Here is a 19742-nt window from a genome sequence, read left to right on the forward strand (position 1 = left end):
CCTGTTAGAAAGCGCCGCGTCGCCGTTAGAAACCTGTGAGAGATCGTCAATCTGGCCATTGGTCACGTTTTACTGACGTCGCTCGCCCCGCGTCACGAGTTCTGGACGCCAGTGGCAGGAGGGACGACGGGGCCGTCGATGCTCTGAGGAGGAACCGTGCTCGACGTCGTGTACGTCGCGCTGACAGTCGCCTGTTTCGTGCTGTTGGCGCTTGTTCTGCGGGGGGTTGGGCGGCTGTGACCGCGGAGAACGTCGCAGGTTTGGTGCTGGCGATCGTCCTGGGAGTTCTCATGGTCGCGGCCCTGCTGTTCCCGGAGCGCTTCTAGTGTCCATGACGGTGGCCGGAATACTGGTGGCGCTGCTGCTGGTCGGCGCCCTCGCCACGACGTATCGGCCGTTCGGCGACTACATGTTCCGGGTGTACACCAGCGAGAAGCACCTTCCTGTCGAGCGGGCGATATACCGGCTGACGGGGGTGAATCCGAACGCGGGCCAGCGGTGGACGGTGTACGCCCGCAGCGTTCTTGCGTTCTCCGCCGTGTCCGTGCTGTTCCTGTACCTGTTGCAGCGGGTCCAGGATCACCTGCCGTGGGATCTCGGCTTCTCCGGGGTGTCACCCGCCCTGGCCTGGAACACGGCGGTCAGTTTCACGACGAACACCGACTGGCAGGCGTACTCGGGTGAGTCGACGATGTCGCACTTCACCCAGATGGCCGGCCTGGCGGTGCAGAACTTCGCCTCGGCCGCGGTCGGTATCGCGGTGGCGATCGCCGTCGTCCGCGGCTTCGCCCGCCGGCGCGCGCCCGTCGCTGCCGGTCCGGGCAGTATGGACGGCGTCGTGGGCACCGGCGACGAGATCGGTAACTTCTGGGTCGATCTGACGCGGACGATCGTGCGGATCCTGCTGCCGATCTGCGTCCTCGGCGCGATCGTGCTGATCGCCGGTGGGGCGATCCAGAACCTGCACGGCAACCACGTGGTGACGACCGTGGCCGGCGGCCGGCAGGCGATCACCGGGGGGCCGGTGGCCAGCCAGGAGGTCATCAAGGAGCTCGGTACCAACGGCGGCGGCTTCTACAACGTCAACTCCGCGCATCCGTTCGAGAACCCGGCGACCTGGACGAACCTGTTCGAGATCTACCTCCTGCTCATGATCGGCTTCTCGCTGCCGCGCACCTTCGGCCGGCTGGTGGGGGACAGGCGCCAGGGCCTGGCGATCGTCGCGGTGATGGCGCTGATCGCGCTGGGCAGCCTCACGGTGAACATGGCCTTCCAGGTCGCGCACCACGGGACCGTTCCCGAGGCCGTCGGCGCCGCCGCCGAGGGCACGGACGCCCGGTTCGGCGTCGCGAACTCGGCCATCTTCGCCACCGCCACGACACTGACCTCGACCGGCGCGGTGAACTCCTTCCACGATTCCTACACGAGCCTCGGAGGCGCCTCCCTGCTGTTCAACATGATGCTGGGCGAGGTGGCGCCGGGCGGTGTCGGATCGGGCCTGTACGGAATGCTGGTCCTGGCCGTCGTGACGGTTTTCGTCGCCGGGCTGATGATCGGGCGGACCCCGGAGTACGTCGGGAAGAAGATCGGCGCGCGGGAGATGAAGTTCGCGTCGCTGTACTTCCTGACCACGCCGATCATCGTGCTGCTCGGCACCGGGGTCGCGATGGCGCTGCCCGGCCAGCGGGCGGGCATGCTCAACTCCGGCGCGCACGGCCTGTCCGAGGTTCTCTATTCGTTCACCTCCGCGGGGAACAACAACGGGTCGGCCTTCGCCGGAATCACGGTGAACACCACCTGGTACAACACCGCGCTCGGGCTGGCGATGATGTTCGGCCGGTTCCTCCCGATAATTTTCGTGCTCGGCCTGGCGGGCTCGCTGGCCCGGCAGACGCCGGTACCCGTCACCGCTGGAACGCTGCCGACGCACCGGCCCCAGTTCGTCGGGATGCTCGCCGGCGTCACGCTGATCATCGTGGCGCTCACCTTCTTTCCCGCGCTGGCTCTCGGGCCCTTCGCGGAAGGGATTCACTGACCGATGAGTACCACCACCATCGCCGCGCACCAGGACGGCGCCAGCGCCGCCGGCCGGCGGGAAACGCAGCCGGCCCGACCGCGGCGGGTCGGGGGCGGTCTGCTCGACCCGAAGCAGCTTTGGACGTCCCTGCCCAGCGCGGTGCGCAAGCTCGACCCGCGGACCCTGTGGCACAACCCGGTCATGCTGATCGTCGAGGTCGGCGCCGCGTACACCACCGTTCTCGCGATCATCGACCCGTCGGCGTTCGGCTGGATGATCACGGTCTGGCTGTGGCTCACCGTGATCTTCGCCAACCTCGCCGAGGCCGTCGCGGAGGGGCGCGGCAAGGCGCAGGCCGCCGCCCTGCGCCGGGCCAGGACCGAGACCGTCGCCCGCCGGCTCGTCGGCTGGCGCGCGGGCCAGCCCGTCGAGAGCGCCGCGGTCGAGAGCGTGCCGGCGCCGCGGCTCGCCCAGCACGACCTGGTCGTGGTCGAGGCGGGGGAGCTCATCCCCGGGGACGGTGACATCGTCGAGGGCATCGCCAGCGTGGATGAGTCGGCGATCACGGGCGAGTCGGCGCCGGTGATCCGGGAGTCCGGTGGTGACCGGTCCTCGGTCACCGGCGGGACGAGGGTGCTCTCCGACCGGATCGTCGTCCGGATCACCCAGAAGCCCGGGGAGAGCTTCATCGATCGGATGATCGCCCTGGTCGAGGGCGCGAACCGGCGTAAGACGCCGAACGAGATCGCGCTCAACATCCTGCTGGCCGCGTTGACCGTCATCTTCCTGCTGGCCGTCGCCACGCTGCAGCCGCTGGCGATCTACTCGAAGGCCCAGCAGCCGGCGCTGCCGGACAGCTCCACCCTGACCGGTGACGGGATCACCGGGATCGTGCTCGCGTCCCTGCTGGTCTGCCTGATCCCGACCACGATCGGAGCGCTGCTTTCCGCGATCGGCATCGCCGGGATGGACCGGCTCGTCCAGCGCAACGTGCTCGCGATGAGCGGCCGGGCGGTGGAGGCCGCCGGCGACGTCAACACGCTCCTGCTCGACAAGACCGGCACCATAACCCTGGGGAACCGGCAGGCCAGCGCGTTCCTCGCCGTCGGCGGCGTGAGCGAGGCGGAGCTGGCGGACGCCGCCCAGCTCTCCTCGCTCGCCGACGAGACCCCCGAGGGCCGCTCGGTCGTCGTGTTCGCCAAGGAGCACCACGGCCTGCGCGAACGCACCCCGGGCGAGCTGGCGCACGCGACGTTCGTGCACTTCACCGCCCAGACCAGGATGTCCGGCGTCGACCTGGCGCCCGAGCCCACCGGCCCGGGCGCGCCCGGCGCCCCCGGGACGTCCAGCGCCGTCGGCGCCCGGCGGGTTCGCAAGGGGGCGGCAAGCGCGGTCACCCGGTGGGTGCGGGAGAACGGGGGGCAGGTACCCGCCCAGGTCGGGGAGATCGTGGACGGTATCTCCGCCTCGGGCGGTACCCCGCTGGTCGTAGGCGAGGTCATCGACGGCCCGTCCGGCCCGTCCGGCCCGTCCGGCCCGGCCGCGCGGGTGCTCGGCGTCATCCAGCTCAAGGACGTCGTGAAATCCGGCATGCGGGAGCGCTTCGACGCCATGCGCCGGATGGGTATCCGCACCGTGATGATCACCGGGGACAACCCGCTCACCGCGAAGGCGATCGCCGACGAGGCGGGTGTCGACGACTTCCTCGCCGAGGCGACTCCGGAGGACAAGCTCGCGCTGATCCGCAGGGAGCAGGCGGGCGGCAAGCTCGTCGCGATGACCGGCGACGGCACCAACGACGCGCCCGCGCTCGCGCAGGCCGACGTCGGGGTGGCCATGAACACCGGCACGTCGGCCGCGAAGGAGGCCGGCAACATGGTCGACCTCGACAGCAACCCGACGAAGCTCATCGAGATCGTCGAGATCGGCAAGCAGCTGCTCATCACCCGCGGGGCGCTGACGACCTTCTCCATCGCCAACGACGTCGCCAAGTACTTCGCGATCATCCCGGCGATGTTCGCCGGCGTCTACACCGGCCTGGACAGGCTCAATGTCATGCGGCTGGCCAGCCCCGAGTCGGCGATCCTCTCCGCGGTCATCTTCAACGCCCTCGTCATCGTCGCGCTGATCCCGCTCGCGCTGCGCGGTGTGCGCTACACCCCCGCCAGCGCGTCGAAGCTGCTCAGCCGCAACCTCTACGTCTACGGCCTCGGTGGGATCGTCGTCCCGTTCGCCGGCATCAAGGTCATCGATCTTCTCGTCCAGTTCATCCCGGGAGTGGGCTGAACCATGTCAACTCGGCTTCCGTCCTGGCTGCGCCAGCACCTCGCGGCGCTGCGCGCCCTGCTCGTCCTCACCGTCCTGCTCGGGCTGGCCTACCCGCTGGCGATCCTGGCGCTAGCCCAGATCCCCGGCCTCAAAGACAGGGCGGACGGCTCCCTCGTCACCAACGCGGAAGGCCAGCGGGTCGGTTCCTCCCTGATCGGCCAGTCGTTCACCGACAGCGACGGCAACGCGCTGCCCGCGTACTTCCAGAGCCGGCCGTCCGCCGCGGGCGACGGCTACGACCCGACCGCCACGTCGGCGTCCAACCTCGGGCCCGAGGATGTCGTCGACACCCCCGACGACCTGGCCACCCCCGAGGACGAGAGCCGGCAGAGCCTGCTCACCCAGGTCTGCGAGCGCAGCCTGGCGATCGGTGAGCGGGAGGGGGTCGACGGCGGCCGGAAGTACTGCACCGCCTCCGGCGTCGGGGCCGTCCTCGCCGTCTACCACGCCGGCCCCGGTCCCGCCGGCCCGATCATCCGGGTGGTGAGCGCCAACGAGCCCTGCCCCACCACCCCGTTCCTCGCCACCTACCAGGGAATCGCGGTCGCCTGCCGCGCCCCCGGCGACGACATCGCCGCGGGTGAACGGGTCCTCGTCCGCGGCGACGCTCCCGAGACCCCGGCCGTGCCCGCCGACGCGGTGACCGCCAGCGGCAGCGGCCTCGACCCCGGCATCAGCCCGGCCTACGCCGAGCTGCAGATCCCGCGGGTCGCCCGCGAGCGCGGCCTGCCCGCCGGCAAGGTCCGTGACCTCGTCAACGAGAACACCACCGGACGGGCCCTGGGCTTCATCGGCGAGCGCAGCGTCGACGTCCTCGAGCTGAACCTCGATCTCGACGCGCTCGCGCCGGCCGCCGCCGCCCGCAGCTGACGGAACGGTCCGCCGCGCCGGGTCCCCGGTTGCGCAGGGTCCCGGGTTGCGCTGGATCCCCGGTTGCGGTGGGTCCTCCCTTGCGCTGAGTCCGCCGTCACATGCTGGTCCGCGTCCTTGAACCGGAAGGATTTCCTCCGCTTGTGTTAGCTTAACCGGAAGAGATCCTTCCGTTAACGACCTAGGTCGTGCGGCCGGTCGCAGCGGCGCAGGGCCAGGCCGACGCGACCCACGAAGGGCCGAACACGACCGATCTGTCCACGCAGACGAAGCCACGCTCGGCGCAGGCCCGCGCCCGCACCTCACCGGGGCAGGCGCGGGCCGAGCTCGTCGTCGTCGGATTCGGCGCGCTCATGGTGTCCATGTCGCAGTCCCTGCTCGTGCCGGTGCTGCCGACGCTGCCCGCCGAGCTGAACGCCTCGGCCAGCGAGGTCTAGTGGCTGCTGACCTCGACGCTGCTCGTCGCCGCCATCGCGGTGCCGGTGTTCGGCCGGCTGGGTGACATGTTCGGCAAGCGCCGGCTGCTGCTGGTCGCCCTCGCCATGCTCGTCGTCGGCTCGCTGCTCGCCGCCCTGACCGACAACATCGCGCTGCTGATCGGGACGTCGTCCTACGTGCAGGCACCCGAGACGAGTGGGTACGGCTTCGGCTCCTCCATGGTCGTCGGCGGCCTCGTCCTGCTGCCCGGCGCCCTGGGGATGCTGTTCCTCGCCCCGGTCTCCGCGCGGCTGGTGGCGATGCGCGGCGCCGGACAGACCCTCGCCCTGGGGCGGTCATCGTCGCCGTCGGATGGCTGGCGCGGATCACCTTCACCGGGTCCATGCCGGAGATCATCGCGGGTACGACGGTGGTCGGCATCGGGACGGGCATCGGCTACGCGGCGATGCCGTCACTGATCAACGCGCACACCCCGCCGGAGGAGATCGCCGCGGCCAACGGCCTGAACACGCTGTTCCGGGCGATCGGCAGCTCGCTGGCCAGCGCCATCGGCGGGAGCATCCTGGTGGCGGAGACGATGACCGTCGGCGCGGCCGAGCTGCCCTCCCTCACCGGCTACCGGGAGCTGTTCGGGCTGTACGCCGGGGCCGCGGTGGCGGCGGCGGTCGCCGCGCTGGCGATCCCGCGCCACCGGGCGGCCACGCCCGCCAGCTGAGATCCGTCGCGAACGGAAGCGGCGGTCCCGCGGGAGTCGACTCCCGCGGGACCGCCGCCTGCTTGTCGGTCGAAGTCCCGGCTGAACGGCCGACCGTCCAGCAGGGTGGCCGGCTGGTCAGGAACTGGAGCCGTCGGCGCAGAGCCGTCGGTTGGCCACCTCGAACGCGTCGCCGGTCTGGTTGATCCGGACGAACGCGTTGCACTGCAGCGGCTGGGTGGCGTTGGTGCCGAGGTTCACCGGTTCGATCAGGCCACCGGCGTCGTAGTTGGTCACCTTCCGCAGCCCGCTGATGAAGGCCTCGCGGGTGGGGCAGTCGCCGGCGATCTCGAGCCCGCGCAGGAACAGGTCGGTGTACAGGTAGGCGTACATCGCGAACTGCTGCTCGGGAACGACGGTCTCGGGTGCGAAGCGGGTCATGGCGTCGCGGTAGCGCTGGATGGGGGCGTCACCCACCTCGAACGGCTTGAAGTTCACCCCGAACGAGACCCCGGCGAGGGACGGCCCGAGCTGGTGCAGGACGTTGCGGTCGTACCCGGTGAGCGAGAGGCTGCTGACGATCCTCACGTTGGCCGCGCGGGCGGCCCCCAGCACGTCGGCGAAGTCCTCGGGGGTCGAGAAGCCGACCAGCGCGTCGGCGCCCATGCTGGACAGCCGCTGCGCCACCTGGGCCGGGCTGTCGGTGCTCCGTGCGAAGGAGATGGTGTCGGCCGTCGCGAGCCCGATCCTGCCGAAGGCGGCCTTGTACCGCTCGACTGTCTCCAGCGTGAAGGCCCCCGATCCGGTGACCAGGAAGGCGACCTTCTTCGCGCCGTTGAGCTGGAGGTATTGCCCGGCGGCCTCGGGCGCGACCTCGTACATGAACGAGAAGAGGTTCGGGTAGTTGGCCCAGGCCGGCTGGATGAGGCCCGAGACGGGGACCTTCTGCGCCGCGAGGCTCTCCACCGAGCCACTGAGGAACGCCGTGGCCGTCACCAGTCCGAAGACCGAGCGGTCGCGGACGAGCTCCGTGGTGGCACGTGCGTCCTCCGTCGCGGACGAGCCGTCGTCGCGCCACTCGTAGGCGATGCGGCGGCCGTGTACCCCGCCCTCCTGGTTGGCCAGTCCGATCCGCGCGTCGAGACCGGCGCGGGCCGAGGAGAGCGAGCTGCTCCCGGTGCCCGAGTCGGAGTACACGAAACCGATCTTCACCTGGTCGGGCGTCACGCCGGGGCTGTTGCAAGCGGCCGGCGAATCGCCACCGCCCCCCGTGCTTGAGCATCCGGCCACGGCGACGGCGAGGGCCGCGACCGCCGCCACGCTGAGCCGTCTTGTCAATCCGCCTAAGCGCACCAGTAACCCCACAGAAGATAAACAGCGACTTGACGGGGAGGCGCGTGGCGGTCCGCCTCCGGCCCGCGCCCAGGTCGGCGCTCCCCGTCCAAACCTTCATCGTTTATGAATCGTCTGGATGTTAGCAGGGCAGAGATAGCGGCAGTCGCGGCGGGTCCGCCGTGCCGCGCGATGCTCGGGCCGCCTTGCGCCAAATCGCGGAAGGGGCCGGAAGTACCCTCCAGAAACGGATCTGGTAAGGCGCCGGATTCATGATTTCCGTCACTGCAGGACGGCGTTCTCTCGATTCCTTCCGGGGCACCCGGGCCATGGTGGCCGTCGGGGATGAATCGGATCGGGCCGAATGTGATGGATTCGGCCGATGGTGTTGGCCGCGGGCGTGCTTCCGGGCGCCCCATGTCGACTGGACGGCGGCCGGCCGGAGCGTGGATCCGGCGGAATCGGGTGGTTTAGCAGGAATCGTGCCGGCGGGCCGTGTCCGTGACGCCTGCCGGTCTGCCTGGCCTGCCCGGCACGGGCCGTGACGTGTGCTCGCGAAACGTACGCGGGTGAATAGGGGTGCCAGGTGCGGCCGGCGGAAGGCGGTGGGCCGCCCGTGGGTTCGGTGGCGCGCCTCCCTTGGGCGAATGTCCGGCCTGGGAGCCGGGACGTCACCCCCTGTGGTGATTGGACGGTCGCGGGTGTGCGGCCTGCGTGGAAGCCGGCTTGGGGAGCGGCCGGTCGACGGGCCCCACGGCTGCCCCGGGCCGCGGGCGGCGCGGCTCGTCGGACTTGCGCCAGGTGCCGGGATTTATGTAGTTAAGCGACCGTAAATGTCCCATATGTGAGCGCGAGTGATGTGTGACCCTGCACACTTCGACGGCTGGCGGGTCGGTGCGCATCTCCTGCGGGTCATCAACGCTGCTGGACGGAACGCGCCCGAGCGGTGGCCGGCCTGATCCTGGTGTCGTCGCCGCAAAGGATCGCCTGACGATGCGCCGAGCCGGTGTCGGTCTTTCTGTTCCTGGCGGGGATGGAGCGCCTCTCTCGTGGGTGGAGATCGGTTCTGAGTGCCTTTTGTGGGACAGGCGTCGCCGGCGGATTTCGGGGTATCTGGAACCTGGTTTCATGGAAATATGAAAGCTTTAAGGCAACGGACTCCCTCCGTGGATGATGTTCCTTGTGGCGCGTTTACGGGTCGGCGTTCCCGCTCAAGAGAACGGTGTTTGCAGACTTTGTCCGCCGGAAGTAAATGGCCTGGGAAAGCGATCTGAGGCGGCGTGGCGCCCGTCCGGAGCGGTGCCGCTTGCGATCCTGGCGCCGGGTTTTTACGCGGTGAAAATAGGATTTCTCTCGATTGTGGCTGCGGGCGCGGTAGGCCCGTGGTCCCGGTGCGTCCCGCGGCGGATGACTGGACCGCCATGCCTGTTCCGGGGCGGGCACGGCGAGGGCGCCCGACACCGGGGCCGGTGGCCGTGGTCCGTGCCGTCGCCCGCGTGCGCGGACGCCAGTGCGCTCATCGGTGAGACATGTCTCGGTTCCCCGCAGGCGTTGACAGGGGGCGGGATCTTGTCTCAACTGGCCCGGGATCAGCCGGGATCAGCCGGGATCAGCCGGGATCAGCCGGGATCAGCCGGGATCAGCCGGGATCGGGGATCAGTAGTTGTTCGCCTGGAGCCGGAGGTCCACCGCCGCGGACGTGCCCTGACTGGTCCCGGGCGCCGGCGACTGCGTGACGACGGTGCCGAGACTCGCCGCGCCCAGGCACTCGTACAGGTACGGGATGTTGGAGAAGCCGGCCGCCTTCAGCGCGGAAGAGGCATCGGCGAGAACCATGTTCAGCACCCCCGGCACGGCCACAAGCCCATCACCGGGTGGCTGCTCGGTGACCGCTGATCCACCGGTCGGCTCGTCGCCCTGCCGGGGCGCCGGCTGCTCGCCGGTCGAGGCGGTCGAGCCACCCGCGGCCGCTGACCCGGCCGCCGGTGATCCGGCGGCCGGGACGGGAGCGGCCGGGGCCGGGCCCGCGGTCGTGCCCGGGCCGGTCGCCGCCGGCGGACCCGACCGGGGCGGCCGGGCCCGCCGCCCGGGCCGCCCGGTTTCCGGGGACGATCCGAGCAGGTCGTCGGCGGTCCCGGCGGTCCCAGCGGTCCCAGCCGTGGCCGCCGCGGCAGCCGCGGTGGTCTCGACATGCGCGGTGGTCCTGGCATGCGCGGTGGCCGGGTCGGGGGAGCGCGCCGGCACGCGGGAGAGGTCGCCCGGCAGGGGAGACAACAGGGTCTCGTGCGCGTGGTCTCCCGCGGCGGGCTCCGCCGCATTCCCGGGCTGGCCTTCCAGGCGGGCCCCGACCGGTGACAGGGACATCCCGGGCCGTGGTGAGATGACCGTGTCGCCGGGAGCGCCGGGAGCGCCGGGAGCGCCGGCGGGGTCGGCCTCGTGGGGCTCGTGGGGTCCGGCGCGGGCGTGGCTGGCCGTGGCCGGGCGATCGCCGGGGGACTTCGCGAGCAGGCGGGCTATGACGGCCCACAGCGTTCCGGGTAGGGCCTCGAGGGGAGCGGGCGTCTGTTCCAGATGCGCCCGCAGCATGGCGATCGGATGTTCGGCGTTGAACGGCGGCCGGCCGGCCAGCAGCTCGTAGACGACGATCCCGATGCTGTAATGGCGCCGCGACCGAGTGGTGCATGCAGAACGTACTGCGAACCGAGTGGGCGCATCGCCGGCGTACCCCCCCGCCGTAAGCCATGTGGCGGAGAGTGAGTCTAATCCGCCCAGGTCGGCGGATCAGCCGCTCCGGATCAGGCGGCCGGGAAGGTCGAGGCGAGCCAGCGGCGCCAGCCCGGCTCGTCGCGTTCGGCGATGGCGGCTGCCGCGGATGGAGCGGGCGGAGCGCCCGGAGCGGGCGGGGTGGATGAGGGGGACGGGGCGGGCATGGGCGCTCCTCGGGTGAGGTCCTCCCGCCTGTGCCGATGGGGGCGCGCCGTCCGTGGTGCGTTCGCCATGATGTCGTCATGACGGTGGAGACGGTCCGCCTGCGCCTCGGCCGCGGCGGGAACGGGGTCGGGAACGAGGACCGGGGCTGCGCGGACGCCCCTGGCGGCACCGTTCCGGTGAGCGTCGCGGCGCCCGCTTCGGCAGTGTCGCCGCGTGGCGGGGTCATCGTCATCCCCGACGCGCGCGGAATCACGAACTATGTGCTCGCGGTGTGCGAGCAGCTGTGCGCCGAAGGCTGGCTCGCGCTGACGCCGCACCTCTACCACCGGGACGGCCTGACCGAGGTGCCGGTGGCCGAGGGTTCGTCGAAGATGCTGACGCTGACCGCGGCCGGCATTGCCGCCGACGTGGACGCCTGCCTGGAACACCTGGCCACGGTGGGGCTCCCGCCGTCCCGGGCCGCGATCATCGGGTTCTGCATGGGCGGCACGGCGGCGTTCCTCACCTCCGTGCGGCACCGCCTCGGCGCGGCGGTCTCCTTCTACGGCGGCGCGGTCAGCACCCCGTACTGGACGGGCGCCCCGCCGCTGCTGGACGTCGCGGACCAGCTGCGCACGCCGTGGCTGGGGCTGTACGGGGAGAACGACACCTGGGTCACGCTGGACGAGATCCGGTCGCTGCGCGCCGCTGCCGCGCGGGCGCCGGTGCCGACCGAACTGATCAGCTATCCAGGCGCCCAGCACGCCTTCCACACACCCGAGCGGCCCTCCACCCACGACCCGGTGGCCGCCCGCGACGCATGGGCCCGGATGCTCCGCTGGCTGGAAATCCACGTAGCCACGACCTGAGCCACGCCGCCCGGCGCCCTGCCGGGGGTGCCGGGCGGTGGGGTCAGAGCGGTGGCGTCAGAGTGGTGGGGTCAGGCCGTCGAGGAGCTCGAGGGCGACGAGGTCGTCGTAGGTCTCGCGGCGGCGGATGAGATCCGCCCGGCCGCCGCGGACGAGAACCTCGGCCGGCCGGAGCTGGCTGTTGTAGTTACTCGTCATAGTCATTCCGTAGGCACCCGCACTGAAGATCGCGATGAGATCCCCGGAAACCATCGCCGGCAGGGCCCGGCCTTTTGCCAGATAGTCGCTCGACTCGCAGATCGGGCCGACCACGTCGTAGTCGACGAGGTCATCGATCGACTGCTGGTCCCGTGAGCGGGGAACGGTGCCGTTCACCGGAGTCACCGGCCACATGAAGTGGTAGCTGTCGTACATCGCAGCGCGGACTATATGTGTCATCCCGGCGTCGATCACGACGAGCTCGCGGTCGCCCGCGCGCTTGCGGTAACGGACGGTGGCGAGCAGGATGCCGGCGTTGGCCGCGATCGTCCGGCCCGGTTCGAAGACGACCTGCCCGCCGCGGTCGACAAAGCCCTGCAGCCGGGGGCAGATCGCCTCCGCGAAGTCGTCCCAGCCCGGGGCGCTGCCCTCGGTGTACTCGGCGGGGAAGCCGCCGCCCACGTTGAGGGTGGTGACGCTGTGCCCATCGGCCTCGAGCCCGGCGGTGAGTGCCAGGATGCGGTCGAGCGCCGTCGCGTAGACCCGCGGGTCGAAGATGGGGCTGCCGATGTGCACGTGGAAGCCCTCGGCGCGCAGGAACTCGTCGGTGGAGGCGGCCCGGAACAGCGCCGCGGCCCGTTCGATGTCGACCCCGAACTTGGCGCCGCGGATGGCGGTGGTGGTCCGGGCGGGGGTGCGCATGTCCGGCGCGATGTCGGGGTTCACCCGGATCGCCAGGCGCGGCCGGCGGTCCTCCTCGCGCGCGACGCGCGCCAGCAGCTCGACCTCGGCCTCGGACTCGACGTTGATGCAGCGGATGTCGTGGCGGACCGCGGCGCGCAGCTCGTCGACGGACTTGCCCACCCCGGCCAGCACGATCCGCTCCGGGTCGACCCCGGCGACCAGCGCGCGGTGCAGCTCGCCGCCACTCACCGTGTCGATGCCGGCGCCCTGCCCGGCGAGCAGCCGGAGCAGGTGAACATTGCTCAGCGCTTTCGCGGAGAAACAGATGAGCGGGTTGATCGACTCGAACGCCTTCGCGAACCGCACATAGTGATCGACGAGGGTCGCCGCAGAGTAGACATAGGTCGGCGTACCGAATTTTTCGGCCACCTCGCGTAGCTCTGTCTGCTCACACCACAACGTGCCGTCGCGATAGGAGAACTCGTCCATCTGCATCCTCACCGTGATGGCCAGCGCCAGCCTGCCCGGCCCTTATCACCGGTCTCGGCGGCAAAGGCTCATTGAAGGCTACGGTACAGACCGCTCGCTTCCCCCTTGTGGATCTGCCGGTAGTGCCTGTGGACCTTCCGGCAGCGCTCCGCGGGCTCCGGCGTGCCGCCGTCGATCCGGCGGCGGGCGGGCCGACGGCTGTCCGCCGCCGGCCCGTCGCCGGGTGTGGGACGCCCGGTGCGGGAGGCCGGGCGTCGGGGTCGGCTGCGCGACCGGCGCGTTACCAAGGTCGAACTCATGCTGAACGTGAGTTTTCCGGCGTTCGCCCGCTGTGCGAACAGTTCGTGACGCCGGCCCGGGTGCTTCGCCGGCGGGAGCGAGACGCCCTGGTAGGGCGATATGAAGAGGCGCGTGCAGTCCACGGGCGGCAGGTCCGGGGACTCCGGACGGCGCAGGGGAGATCTCGTGGGGCAAGTGGGACGTTCGGATCGCCGTCGGCGGACTGCTCGGGCGTCGGCCGCGCTCCTCGCCGCGGTCGCCGTGGTTCTCACGGCGGCCGGCTGCGGTGGCGGTGGGAAGACGACCATGCCCACCCCGACGCACCGCGACGCGGCCACCGCCGGCGGGATCACGGCGACCGCCGTCGACGGCTTCCCGGCGGACGCCGTCACGGTGGCGCTGGACGTCCTGCGGCTCACCCCGGACCTGGTCGTCTCCGGCATCAACCAGGGCCAGAACCTGGGTCCGGTGGTCGACCTCTCCGGCACCGTCGGCGCGGCCAGGGCGGCCGCGTCCCGCGGGGTCCCGGCGATCGCGTCGAGCATGGGGACGGGTGACGCCTTCGACTTCGCCCCCGCCGTCAAGCTGGTCACCGACTGGGTGACCGCGCACCGGGCGGAGCTGTCGGCCGGCGCGCCCTCGAGCGGCCCGCGGGCCACCATCGCCAACCTGAACATCCCGAACTGCGCGGCCGGCGGACGCATCCGCGGTGAGCGTGAGCTGCCGACCCAGCCGGCGCTGCCGGACCTGGCCGTCGCGCTGGCCCCGCAGGACTGCACGTCGAGCGCAGAGCCGGGCGAGGAGGTCGCCGCGTTCACGGCGGGCTTCGCGACGCTCACCGAGATCCCGGCCAGCCCGGCCAGCCCGGCCAGCCCGGACACCCCGGCCGCGGTCGTGACCGCGGCCCCGGCGGGGCCGTCGCCCGCCGCGAAGTAGTCCCGCCGACAAGCGGGCCCGCCGCAAACCGGCCCGCCGCAAACCGGCAGGCCACCGGCCAGCCGGGATTCATCGGCGGGCCATTGCGCCCACCTAACGTCCGATTCCGGCCGCGTGGGCGGCTGGAACTCCACAACAAGAGCAGAAGGGGTACCGATGTCGGGTACTGGGGGGAAGACCGCGGCGCGCAGAGCGACCCGCGTGTCGGCGGTCGTGGGTTCGGCGGTCATGGGCATCGCGCTGGCGGTGCCGTTCGCGGTCGCCGTCGGACCGGCGGCGTCGGCGGCGTCGGCGGCGGCACCGGTGGTGTCCGCGGGCGGGGACGCGGCCAGGGGGGCCGGATCGACCGTGCCGACGGTGCTGTCCACCGCGACGCTGCCCGACATCCCGTTGGCCGACTTCTCCAACGGGCTGATCCGGGGATCGGTCGACACCGACCGCGGGGTCGACCTCGGCGGGATCGGCAGTGACCTGTTCCCGGCCGGCCGCCCGAACGAGTTCTGGACGATCACCGACCGGGGCCCGAACGGGCAGATCAAGATCGACGGTAAGAACCGGCGGACCTTCCCGGTGCCCGGCTTCGACCCGGCCATCGTGCGGGTCCGGGCCGACGGTTCGACGATCAAGGTGCTGGACGCGCTGCCGATCACCACCGCGCACGGCAAGCCGGTCACCGGGCTGTCGAACATCAACGGCTTCGACGAGACCCCTTACACCTGGGACGCCCAGACCCCGCTCCCGTTCGACCCGAACGGTCTGGACACCGAGGGGCTGATCCGCACCCGGTCCGGCGAGTTCTGGCTGGTGGACGAGTACAGCCCGTCGCTGCTGCGGGTGAGTGCGCGCGGCCAGGTCCTGGCCCGTTACATCCCCGCCGGCGTCAATCTGACCGGGGCTGACTACCCGGTGGTCGCCTCGCTGCCGGGCGTCCTCGGCGGGCGCAAGATCAACCGTGGCTTCGAGGGCATCGCGCTGGCTCCGGACGGGCGCACGCTGTACCTCGCAGTGCAGAGCCCGCTGCAGCTGCCCGACGCCGGCACCGGCAACGCCTCGCGCAACGTGCGGATCTTCCGGTTCGACACCGCCAGCAGCAAGGTGACCGGCGAGTACGTCTACCGCTTCGAGGACGTCGCCACCTTCGACCCGGACGCCGACGGTGACCCGTCCGAGATGAAGATCTCCTCGCTCGCCGCCGTGGACGGTAACACCCTGCTGGTCAACGAGCGGACCGACGCCGTCTCCCGGCTCTACAGCGTCGACCTGCGCCAGGCGACGAACATCCTCGGCAGCCGGTGGGACCACACGGCGACCGCTCCGTCCCTCGAGTCGCTGGCCGACCCGGCGAAGGCTGGCGTCACCGTGTTGCCGAAGCGTCTCGCTGTCGATCTCGAAGGCGTTGCGGGCATGCCGGACAAAATTGAGGGCATCGCGATCGTTGATCGACGGACGATCGCCGTCGCGAACGACAACGACTTCGGGCTCGGATCGTTCAACGAGGCCGGCCAGCTCGTGGATTCGGGTGTCGAGAGCAAGATTCTCCAGCTGCGGCTGAACCGACCGCTCGGCTGATTCCGGGCCTCGCCCGAGGCTCCGTTTCCGGGCCTGCTCCCAGCTCCGACCCGTTCGCCGCCCGTCGGTAGGTGGTCCTCGGCCGTAACACGCCGGCTACCTTTCATGCCCGACTGGCAGACGCTCCACTCGCTCCCACGGAAGCCTCTACGGTTCCACTATCCCAGTCGGGGGCGGGCGGCGACGAGGTCGGCGGCTCCTGGCGCCCCGCCCGTCGGCACACCTGCCCTGTGTGCCGGCGTGAATGCGGTAGATCCAGTACAGCGCAGGCCATCTAGCGAAACGGAGCGGTCATCGATGGGTGGAGAAGACGGCACCGTCTGCCCCCGGACAGGCGCGGCCACCATGTCTGCGGCCGGCTCGGCCGAGGTCCTAACATCAACGCGATCCCAACGAGAGATGGCCGGCACTCTCCCGGGCTTCTCCGCTCGCCGCGGGTCCCGCGAATCATGAGCGGCCGGCACAGCGCCCGGCGCCGGGCCGCCCGACGTCCCCACGTGCGCCGCGTCGATCGGGCCTACCGCGTCTACCGGGCCCACGTCGCCGACCGGGCGTATCTCGCCGAGCGCGCGGACGTCGCCGACCGCAGGTCGGCGTTCCTCGCCACCACCGCGAGCCTGGCCGTGATCGTCGCCGCCTTCGGAATGCTGGGCCTGATGGCCCTCGGTACCGCGGCGTGACCGGCCCCCTGTCCGCGGGCCGGTGCGCCGGCGGCGTCGCGCCGCGGCGGCTGGAACGACCCAGGGAATCCCCCCGCCCGCGCCCGCGAATCCGGGCGAGCGTGCCGCTGACCCGCGGCTGCCTGATGCCGTCGGGAGTTCCCGCCCGACGCCGCGGGGGTGGCGCCCACGAGATCTGAACCGTACTGCCCACGATCCGGCGGGGTGATGATCGGCGTAGCGCGGATCATCGCCCCGCCGGGTGAGTGGCTCAGGCTTTGGCGGGCAACTCGACCTCGTCCGGGAGGAGATCCGCGGCGTTCTTCGCCGCGATGCTCCGGACGGCGTCGGCGTCCCGCGGGAGCACGTACCCGGCTTCGACCGCGCGGTCGACGGCGGCGCTGAAGGCCGTCAGATAGGCCGCCCGGGTCGGGTAGAGCGCGCGCAGCTTCCCGGCCGGGAAAACCAGCATCGATCCGAACAGCGATCCCATGAGATCGGCGCCTTCGACGGTGCCGCGGTGGGTCGCCACCGGCACTTCGAGCTGCGGCAGCCGGACGCCGCCGTGGGCGTTTCCGTGCTCGTCGCGCCGGACGCGGCCGGGCATGCCCTCGACGGTGATCGGCGGCAGGGACGCAGGCTCCGGACCGCCCGAGGCCCAGGCGACCAGGCCGCGGCGGGCGGCCGAGACGACCGGCAGCCAGTCGAGCGAGTTCGGCGTGGCCGCGTGCCCCACCGCACCCGAGGACGAGCCGAGCGAGCCCGACGGCAGCACCAGGCCGTCGCGGGTGAAGGTGGCGACGACGTCGGTGATGCTGTCCTGCCCGGCACCGGCGTGCGCGGCGCCGGCGACCTCCCAGGTCCGGAAGGTCGGGGTGTCCGGCTGGCGTACCGGGTGGAGATGCTCGGCCTCGGTCTCCGTGCTCACCAGCAGCACCGGGATGTCGAGGTCGTCGCGGACCCGTACCGGTGGGCGCCGGAACGTCTCGTCCAGGTCGTTCCCGCCGGCGGGGGCCGCGAAGAAGGCGGAACGCCCGAAGTTGGCGACGAGCAGCACGCCGTCGAGCGCCCGGGCGAACGGCTGCACGCCGTTGAGGTAGGAGGTCAGCCGGATGGCCGACTGCGACGCGCCCGTCCCGAGGACCCGCCGGACGTCCAGCCCGCGCAGCGGGTCGACGGGGAGCCGGGGGCGGTCGCGACCCACGACGAGCGCCGCCGCGGTGAAGATGTCGTAGGAGAAGTCGTCGCCCGGATGGGAGAGGGTCCCGTAGCGGCCCGGATCCCACACGCGCAGTCCGTTGCCCTCGGCGCCCGGAACGCCCTCGACGCCGGCGCGTTGCGCCGAGACGTAGACGATGGCGTCCCCGTCGCGCAGGTTCGCGCGGGTGATGTCGCCGATCTCGAATCCCGCCGTCACGTTCACCCAGGTGAGCCAGGTCGTCCCGCTGAACTCGCGCGGGTCCGACGGGCGCATGACGAGGATGCGTGTCCTGAAGGGTGCCTCCCGGACGGGGCGGACCGTCCAGCGGCCGTCGGTGGCCCGCCCGCCGGCGGGCCCGTCCTCGCCACCAGGCCCGTCCTCGCCACCGGGCCCGGTGGCGTATGCCGTGGCCCGGCCCTCGATGAGGAACTCCTCAGACGTGTAGCCGTAGCCGCCGAGGTCGAAGGCAGGCGCGGCGAACGCGTTCGCCCGCGAGCCCTGCGTGATCGGCCCGGTCACTCTTAAGTCGTCCGGCATGCCGCCTCCACAACTCGGGAACCGCCCGTGCGTGGCCAGCCTAGGACCAACCGTGGCCAGGGGCGGCGCCGGTGTTCGCGGTGGGGACGGCTTCGTCGCGGGCGGCCACCATCGCGCCGCGGTTGACCTTCGTCGCCTCGCTGCGGGGGATGGCGTCCACCAGCTCGACCGTCTTGGGGACCTTGTAGGGGGCGAGCCGGCTCTTCGCGTAGCTGATGACCTCGCTCGCGGTGGGCGGCGCCGCGGGGTCGGCCGGTTCGATCACGGCGTGCACCCGGCGGCCCCACTCGGGGTCGCGCAGGCCGATGACCACGACGTCGGCGATCTTTGGATGGTCGATGAGGGCGGCCTCGACCTCGGCGGGGAAGACGTTGGCGCCACCACTGATGATCATGTCGACGCGTCGGTCCACCAGGTGGAGGTAACCGTTCTGGTCGAGGTAGCCGAGGTCGCCGGCACTCTTGAAGCCGTCCTCGGTCCGGTGCAGCTTGGGGGCGGCGCCAAGATAGTGGGAGCTGGTGTCGGAGCCCGGTGTCCGCAGGTAGATGTCGCCGATCTCGCCGGTGGGCAGCTCCTTGTCGTCGGCGTCGAGGATGCGCACCTCGGTTCCCCGGATGCCGCGGCCCACGCTGCCCTGGTGCTCCATCCACTCGTCGCCGCGCAGCGCGGTGAGGCCGAGGCCCTCGGTCATGCCGTAGACCATGTGGATCTTCTCGGCGCCGACCAGGCCGGCCCAGCGGTGCACCAGCGACGGCGGCATCGGCGCCGCGCCCTGCGTGAACCACCGGATGCTCGACAGGTCACGCCCGTCCACGCCGGGCAGGTCGGCGATGCGTTGCAGCATCGTCGGCGTGGCGGTGAAGGTGGTGATCCGGTGGCGCTCGATGACGTCGACGACGCGGGCCGCGTCGAACTTCTCCATCACCACCAGGTGGTCGCCACCGAGCAGGTTGTAGAGCGTGGTCAGCCCGTTGGCGTGGTACATCGGGGCCAGCACGAGCACCGTCTGCGGGCGCGGTACGGGGCCCCAGCCCTCAGCGAGCGGCGTGGCCATCCGCGCGACGTAGACGGACGGCCGGTCACTCACGATGACCTTGGGTGTGCCGGTGGAGCCGCTGCTGCAGATGCCGTGGATCTGCGGCGAGGTCGCGTCGGGCAGGTCGGGCACGTCGAGGCGCTCGGTCGAGTCGATCCACGGGAGGTCCTCGCCGCCGAGATAGACCCGGGGTTCGATGACCTCCTTGAGTCGGCCCAGCTCCCACTCCGGCACGTCCCAGCGCACCGGTATCGGCACCGCGCCGAGCTTCCACGCCGCGAACACGGCCAGGACGAACTGCGGCGAGTTGCGCAGCCCGAGCCCGAGGTGCTCGCCGAAGCCCAGGCCGCGCTCGGCCAGCGCACCGGCGAGCTGGCTGGAGCGCCGGTCGAGCTCGCGCCAGGTGAAGGCGGGCTCCCCGCCGTCGAGCGCGATGTGGCGCAGGGCCAGATCGTCGGGGCGCTCGGCGGCTAACTGCCGGATGCGCCGAGCACTGCTGACCTGTTCTTCCACGGCATGCTCCTCTGGCCGGTCCTGGCAGCGGCGTGTGACGGGGGACGTCGGTGGGACGTCGGTGGGACGTCGGATTGGGAGAGCCCCCGGCGCGTTCGCCGGCCCGGGGCATGGCGGCGCGCTGAGAGAGTTCAGCTGGTTCACGCGGGGGGTATCGGAGCGTCGCACGGAGACCGCCGGGGG

17 protein-coding genes are annotated in these 19742 nt (G+C 71.4%); 11 read left to right on the forward strand and 6 right to left on the reverse strand.

Annotation, left to right across the window (positions count from 1 at the left end; translation table 11 throughout):
* The first annotated feature begins 236 nt into the window (after positions 1-236).
* The 7 genes from FRANEAN1_RS02910 to FRANEAN1_RS42980 all read left to right on the forward strand — a co-directional run bounded on the left by FRANEAN1_RS02910 (position 237) and on the right by FRANEAN1_RS42980 (position 6368).
* Positions 237-326 (forward strand): K+-transporting ATPase, encoded by a 90-nt coding sequence (locus tag FRANEAN1_RS02910; protein ID WP_041253647.1) that lies wholly within the window; start codon positions 237-239, stop codon positions 324-326.
* Positions 326-2035 (forward strand): potassium-transporting ATPase subunit KdpA, encoded by a 1710-nt coding sequence (gene kdpA, locus FRANEAN1_RS02915; protein WP_020458252.1) that lies wholly within the window; start codon positions 326-328, stop codon positions 2033-2035. Before FRANEAN1_RS02910 ends, kdpA begins: the two co-directional genes overlap by 1 nt.
* 3 nt (positions 2036-2038) lie before the next feature.
* On the forward strand, positions 2039-4303 hold the full coding sequence (kdpB, locus tag FRANEAN1_RS02920) for a potassium-transporting ATPase subunit KdpB (protein WP_020458253.1): 2265 nt from the start codon (positions 2039-2041) through the stop codon (positions 4301-4303).
* Between the two features lie 3 nt (positions 4304-4306).
* Complete coding sequence (locus FRANEAN1_RS02925) at positions 4307-5215, forward strand: potassium-transporting ATPase subunit C (RefSeq protein ID WP_020458254.1); 909 nt, start codon at positions 4307-4309, stop codon at positions 5213-5215.
* Between the two features lie 188 nt (positions 5216-5403).
* A complete protein-coding gene (locus FRANEAN1_RS42970; RefSeq protein ID WP_020458255.1) occupies positions 5404-5652 on the forward strand; it encodes a hypothetical protein in 249 nt (82 codons plus the stop codon).
* Between the two features lie 45 nt (positions 5653-5697).
* Entirely contained in the window at positions 5698-6111 is a 414-nt protein-coding gene (locus FRANEAN1_RS42975; RefSeq protein ID WP_347176965.1) for a hypothetical protein, read from the forward strand.
* Positions 6036-6368, forward strand: coding sequence for a hypothetical protein (locus FRANEAN1_RS42980; RefSeq protein WP_347176966.1), 333 nt, complete (start codon positions 6036-6038; stop codon positions 6366-6368). Before FRANEAN1_RS42975 ends, FRANEAN1_RS42980 begins: the two co-directional genes overlap by 76 nt.
* Before the next feature lie 117 nt (positions 6369-6485).
* Here FRANEAN1_RS42980 and FRANEAN1_RS02935 read toward each other — a convergent pair whose 3' ends face one another.
* The 3 genes from FRANEAN1_RS02935 to FRANEAN1_RS42985 form a co-directional block, all read right to left on the reverse strand.
* Positions 6486-7700, reverse strand: coding sequence for an ABC transporter substrate-binding protein (locus FRANEAN1_RS02935; protein WP_020458258.1), 1215 nt, complete (start codon positions 7698-7700; stop codon positions 6486-6488).
* A gap of 1635 nt (positions 7701-9335) precedes the next feature.
* Positions 9336-10265: a PASTA domain-containing protein gene (locus FRANEAN1_RS02940; protein WP_041253648.1), complete on the reverse strand. Its 930-nt coding sequence runs from the start codon at positions 10263-10265 to the stop codon at positions 9336-9338.
* Between the two features lie 209 nt (positions 10266-10474).
* Positions 10475-10609 (reverse strand): hypothetical protein, encoded by a 135-nt coding sequence (locus FRANEAN1_RS42985; RefSeq protein WP_347176967.1) that lies wholly within the window; start codon positions 10607-10609, stop codon positions 10475-10477.
* A 78-nt stretch (positions 10610-10687) separates the two neighbouring features.
* Between FRANEAN1_RS42985 and FRANEAN1_RS02945 the strand changes: the two genes are divergently transcribed.
* Positions 10688-11458: a dienelactone hydrolase family protein gene (locus FRANEAN1_RS02945; protein ID WP_041253649.1), complete on the forward strand. Its 771-nt coding sequence runs from the start codon at positions 10688-10690 to the stop codon at positions 11456-11458.
* A 57-nt stretch (positions 11459-11515) separates the two neighbouring features.
* Here FRANEAN1_RS02945 and lysA read toward each other — a convergent pair whose 3' ends face one another.
* Positions 11516-12829, reverse strand: coding sequence for a diaminopimelate decarboxylase (gene lysA, locus FRANEAN1_RS02950; protein WP_020458261.1), 1314 nt, complete (start codon positions 12827-12829; stop codon positions 11516-11518).
* Between the two features lie 465 nt (positions 12830-13294).
* On the opposite strand from lysA, the gene FRANEAN1_RS02960 reads away from it, so the two are divergent.
* The 3 genes from FRANEAN1_RS02960 (at position 13295) to FRANEAN1_RS02970 (ending at position 16293) form a co-directional block, all read left to right on the forward strand.
* Entirely contained in the window at positions 13295-14044 is a 750-nt protein-coding gene (locus FRANEAN1_RS02960) for a 5'/3'-nucleotidase SurE (RefSeq protein WP_041253651.1), read from the forward strand.
* A 156-nt stretch (positions 14045-14200) separates the two neighbouring features.
* Positions 14201-15613 (forward strand): esterase-like activity of phytase family protein, encoded by a 1413-nt coding sequence (locus FRANEAN1_RS02965; RefSeq protein ID WP_020458263.1) that lies wholly within the window; start codon positions 14201-14203, stop codon positions 15611-15613.
* Between the two features lie 449 nt (positions 15614-16062).
* Complete coding sequence (locus FRANEAN1_RS02970; protein WP_020458264.1) at positions 16063-16293, forward strand: hypothetical protein; 231 nt, start codon at positions 16063-16065, stop codon at positions 16291-16293.
* Positions 16294-16543: 250 nt separating this feature from the next.
* Here the strand turns inward: FRANEAN1_RS02970 and FRANEAN1_RS02975 are convergent, their stop codons facing one another.
* Together FRANEAN1_RS02975 and FRANEAN1_RS02980 are read right to left on the reverse strand one after the other, a co-directional pair.
* Entirely contained in the window at positions 16544-18010 is a 1467-nt protein-coding gene (locus FRANEAN1_RS02975) for an alpha/beta hydrolase domain-containing protein (RefSeq protein WP_020458265.1), read from the reverse strand.
* Positions 18011-18050: 40 nt separating this feature from the next.
* Positions 18051-19559, reverse strand: coding sequence for an AMP-binding protein (locus FRANEAN1_RS02980; RefSeq protein ID WP_020458266.1), 1509 nt, complete (start codon positions 19557-19559; stop codon positions 18051-18053).
* Between the last annotated feature and the right edge of the window lie 183 nt (positions 19560-19742).

Source organism: Parafrankia sp. EAN1pec (genome assembly GCF_000018005.1).
Lineage (GTDB): Bacteria > Actinomycetota > Actinomycetes > Frankiales > Frankiaceae > Parafrankia > Parafrankia soli.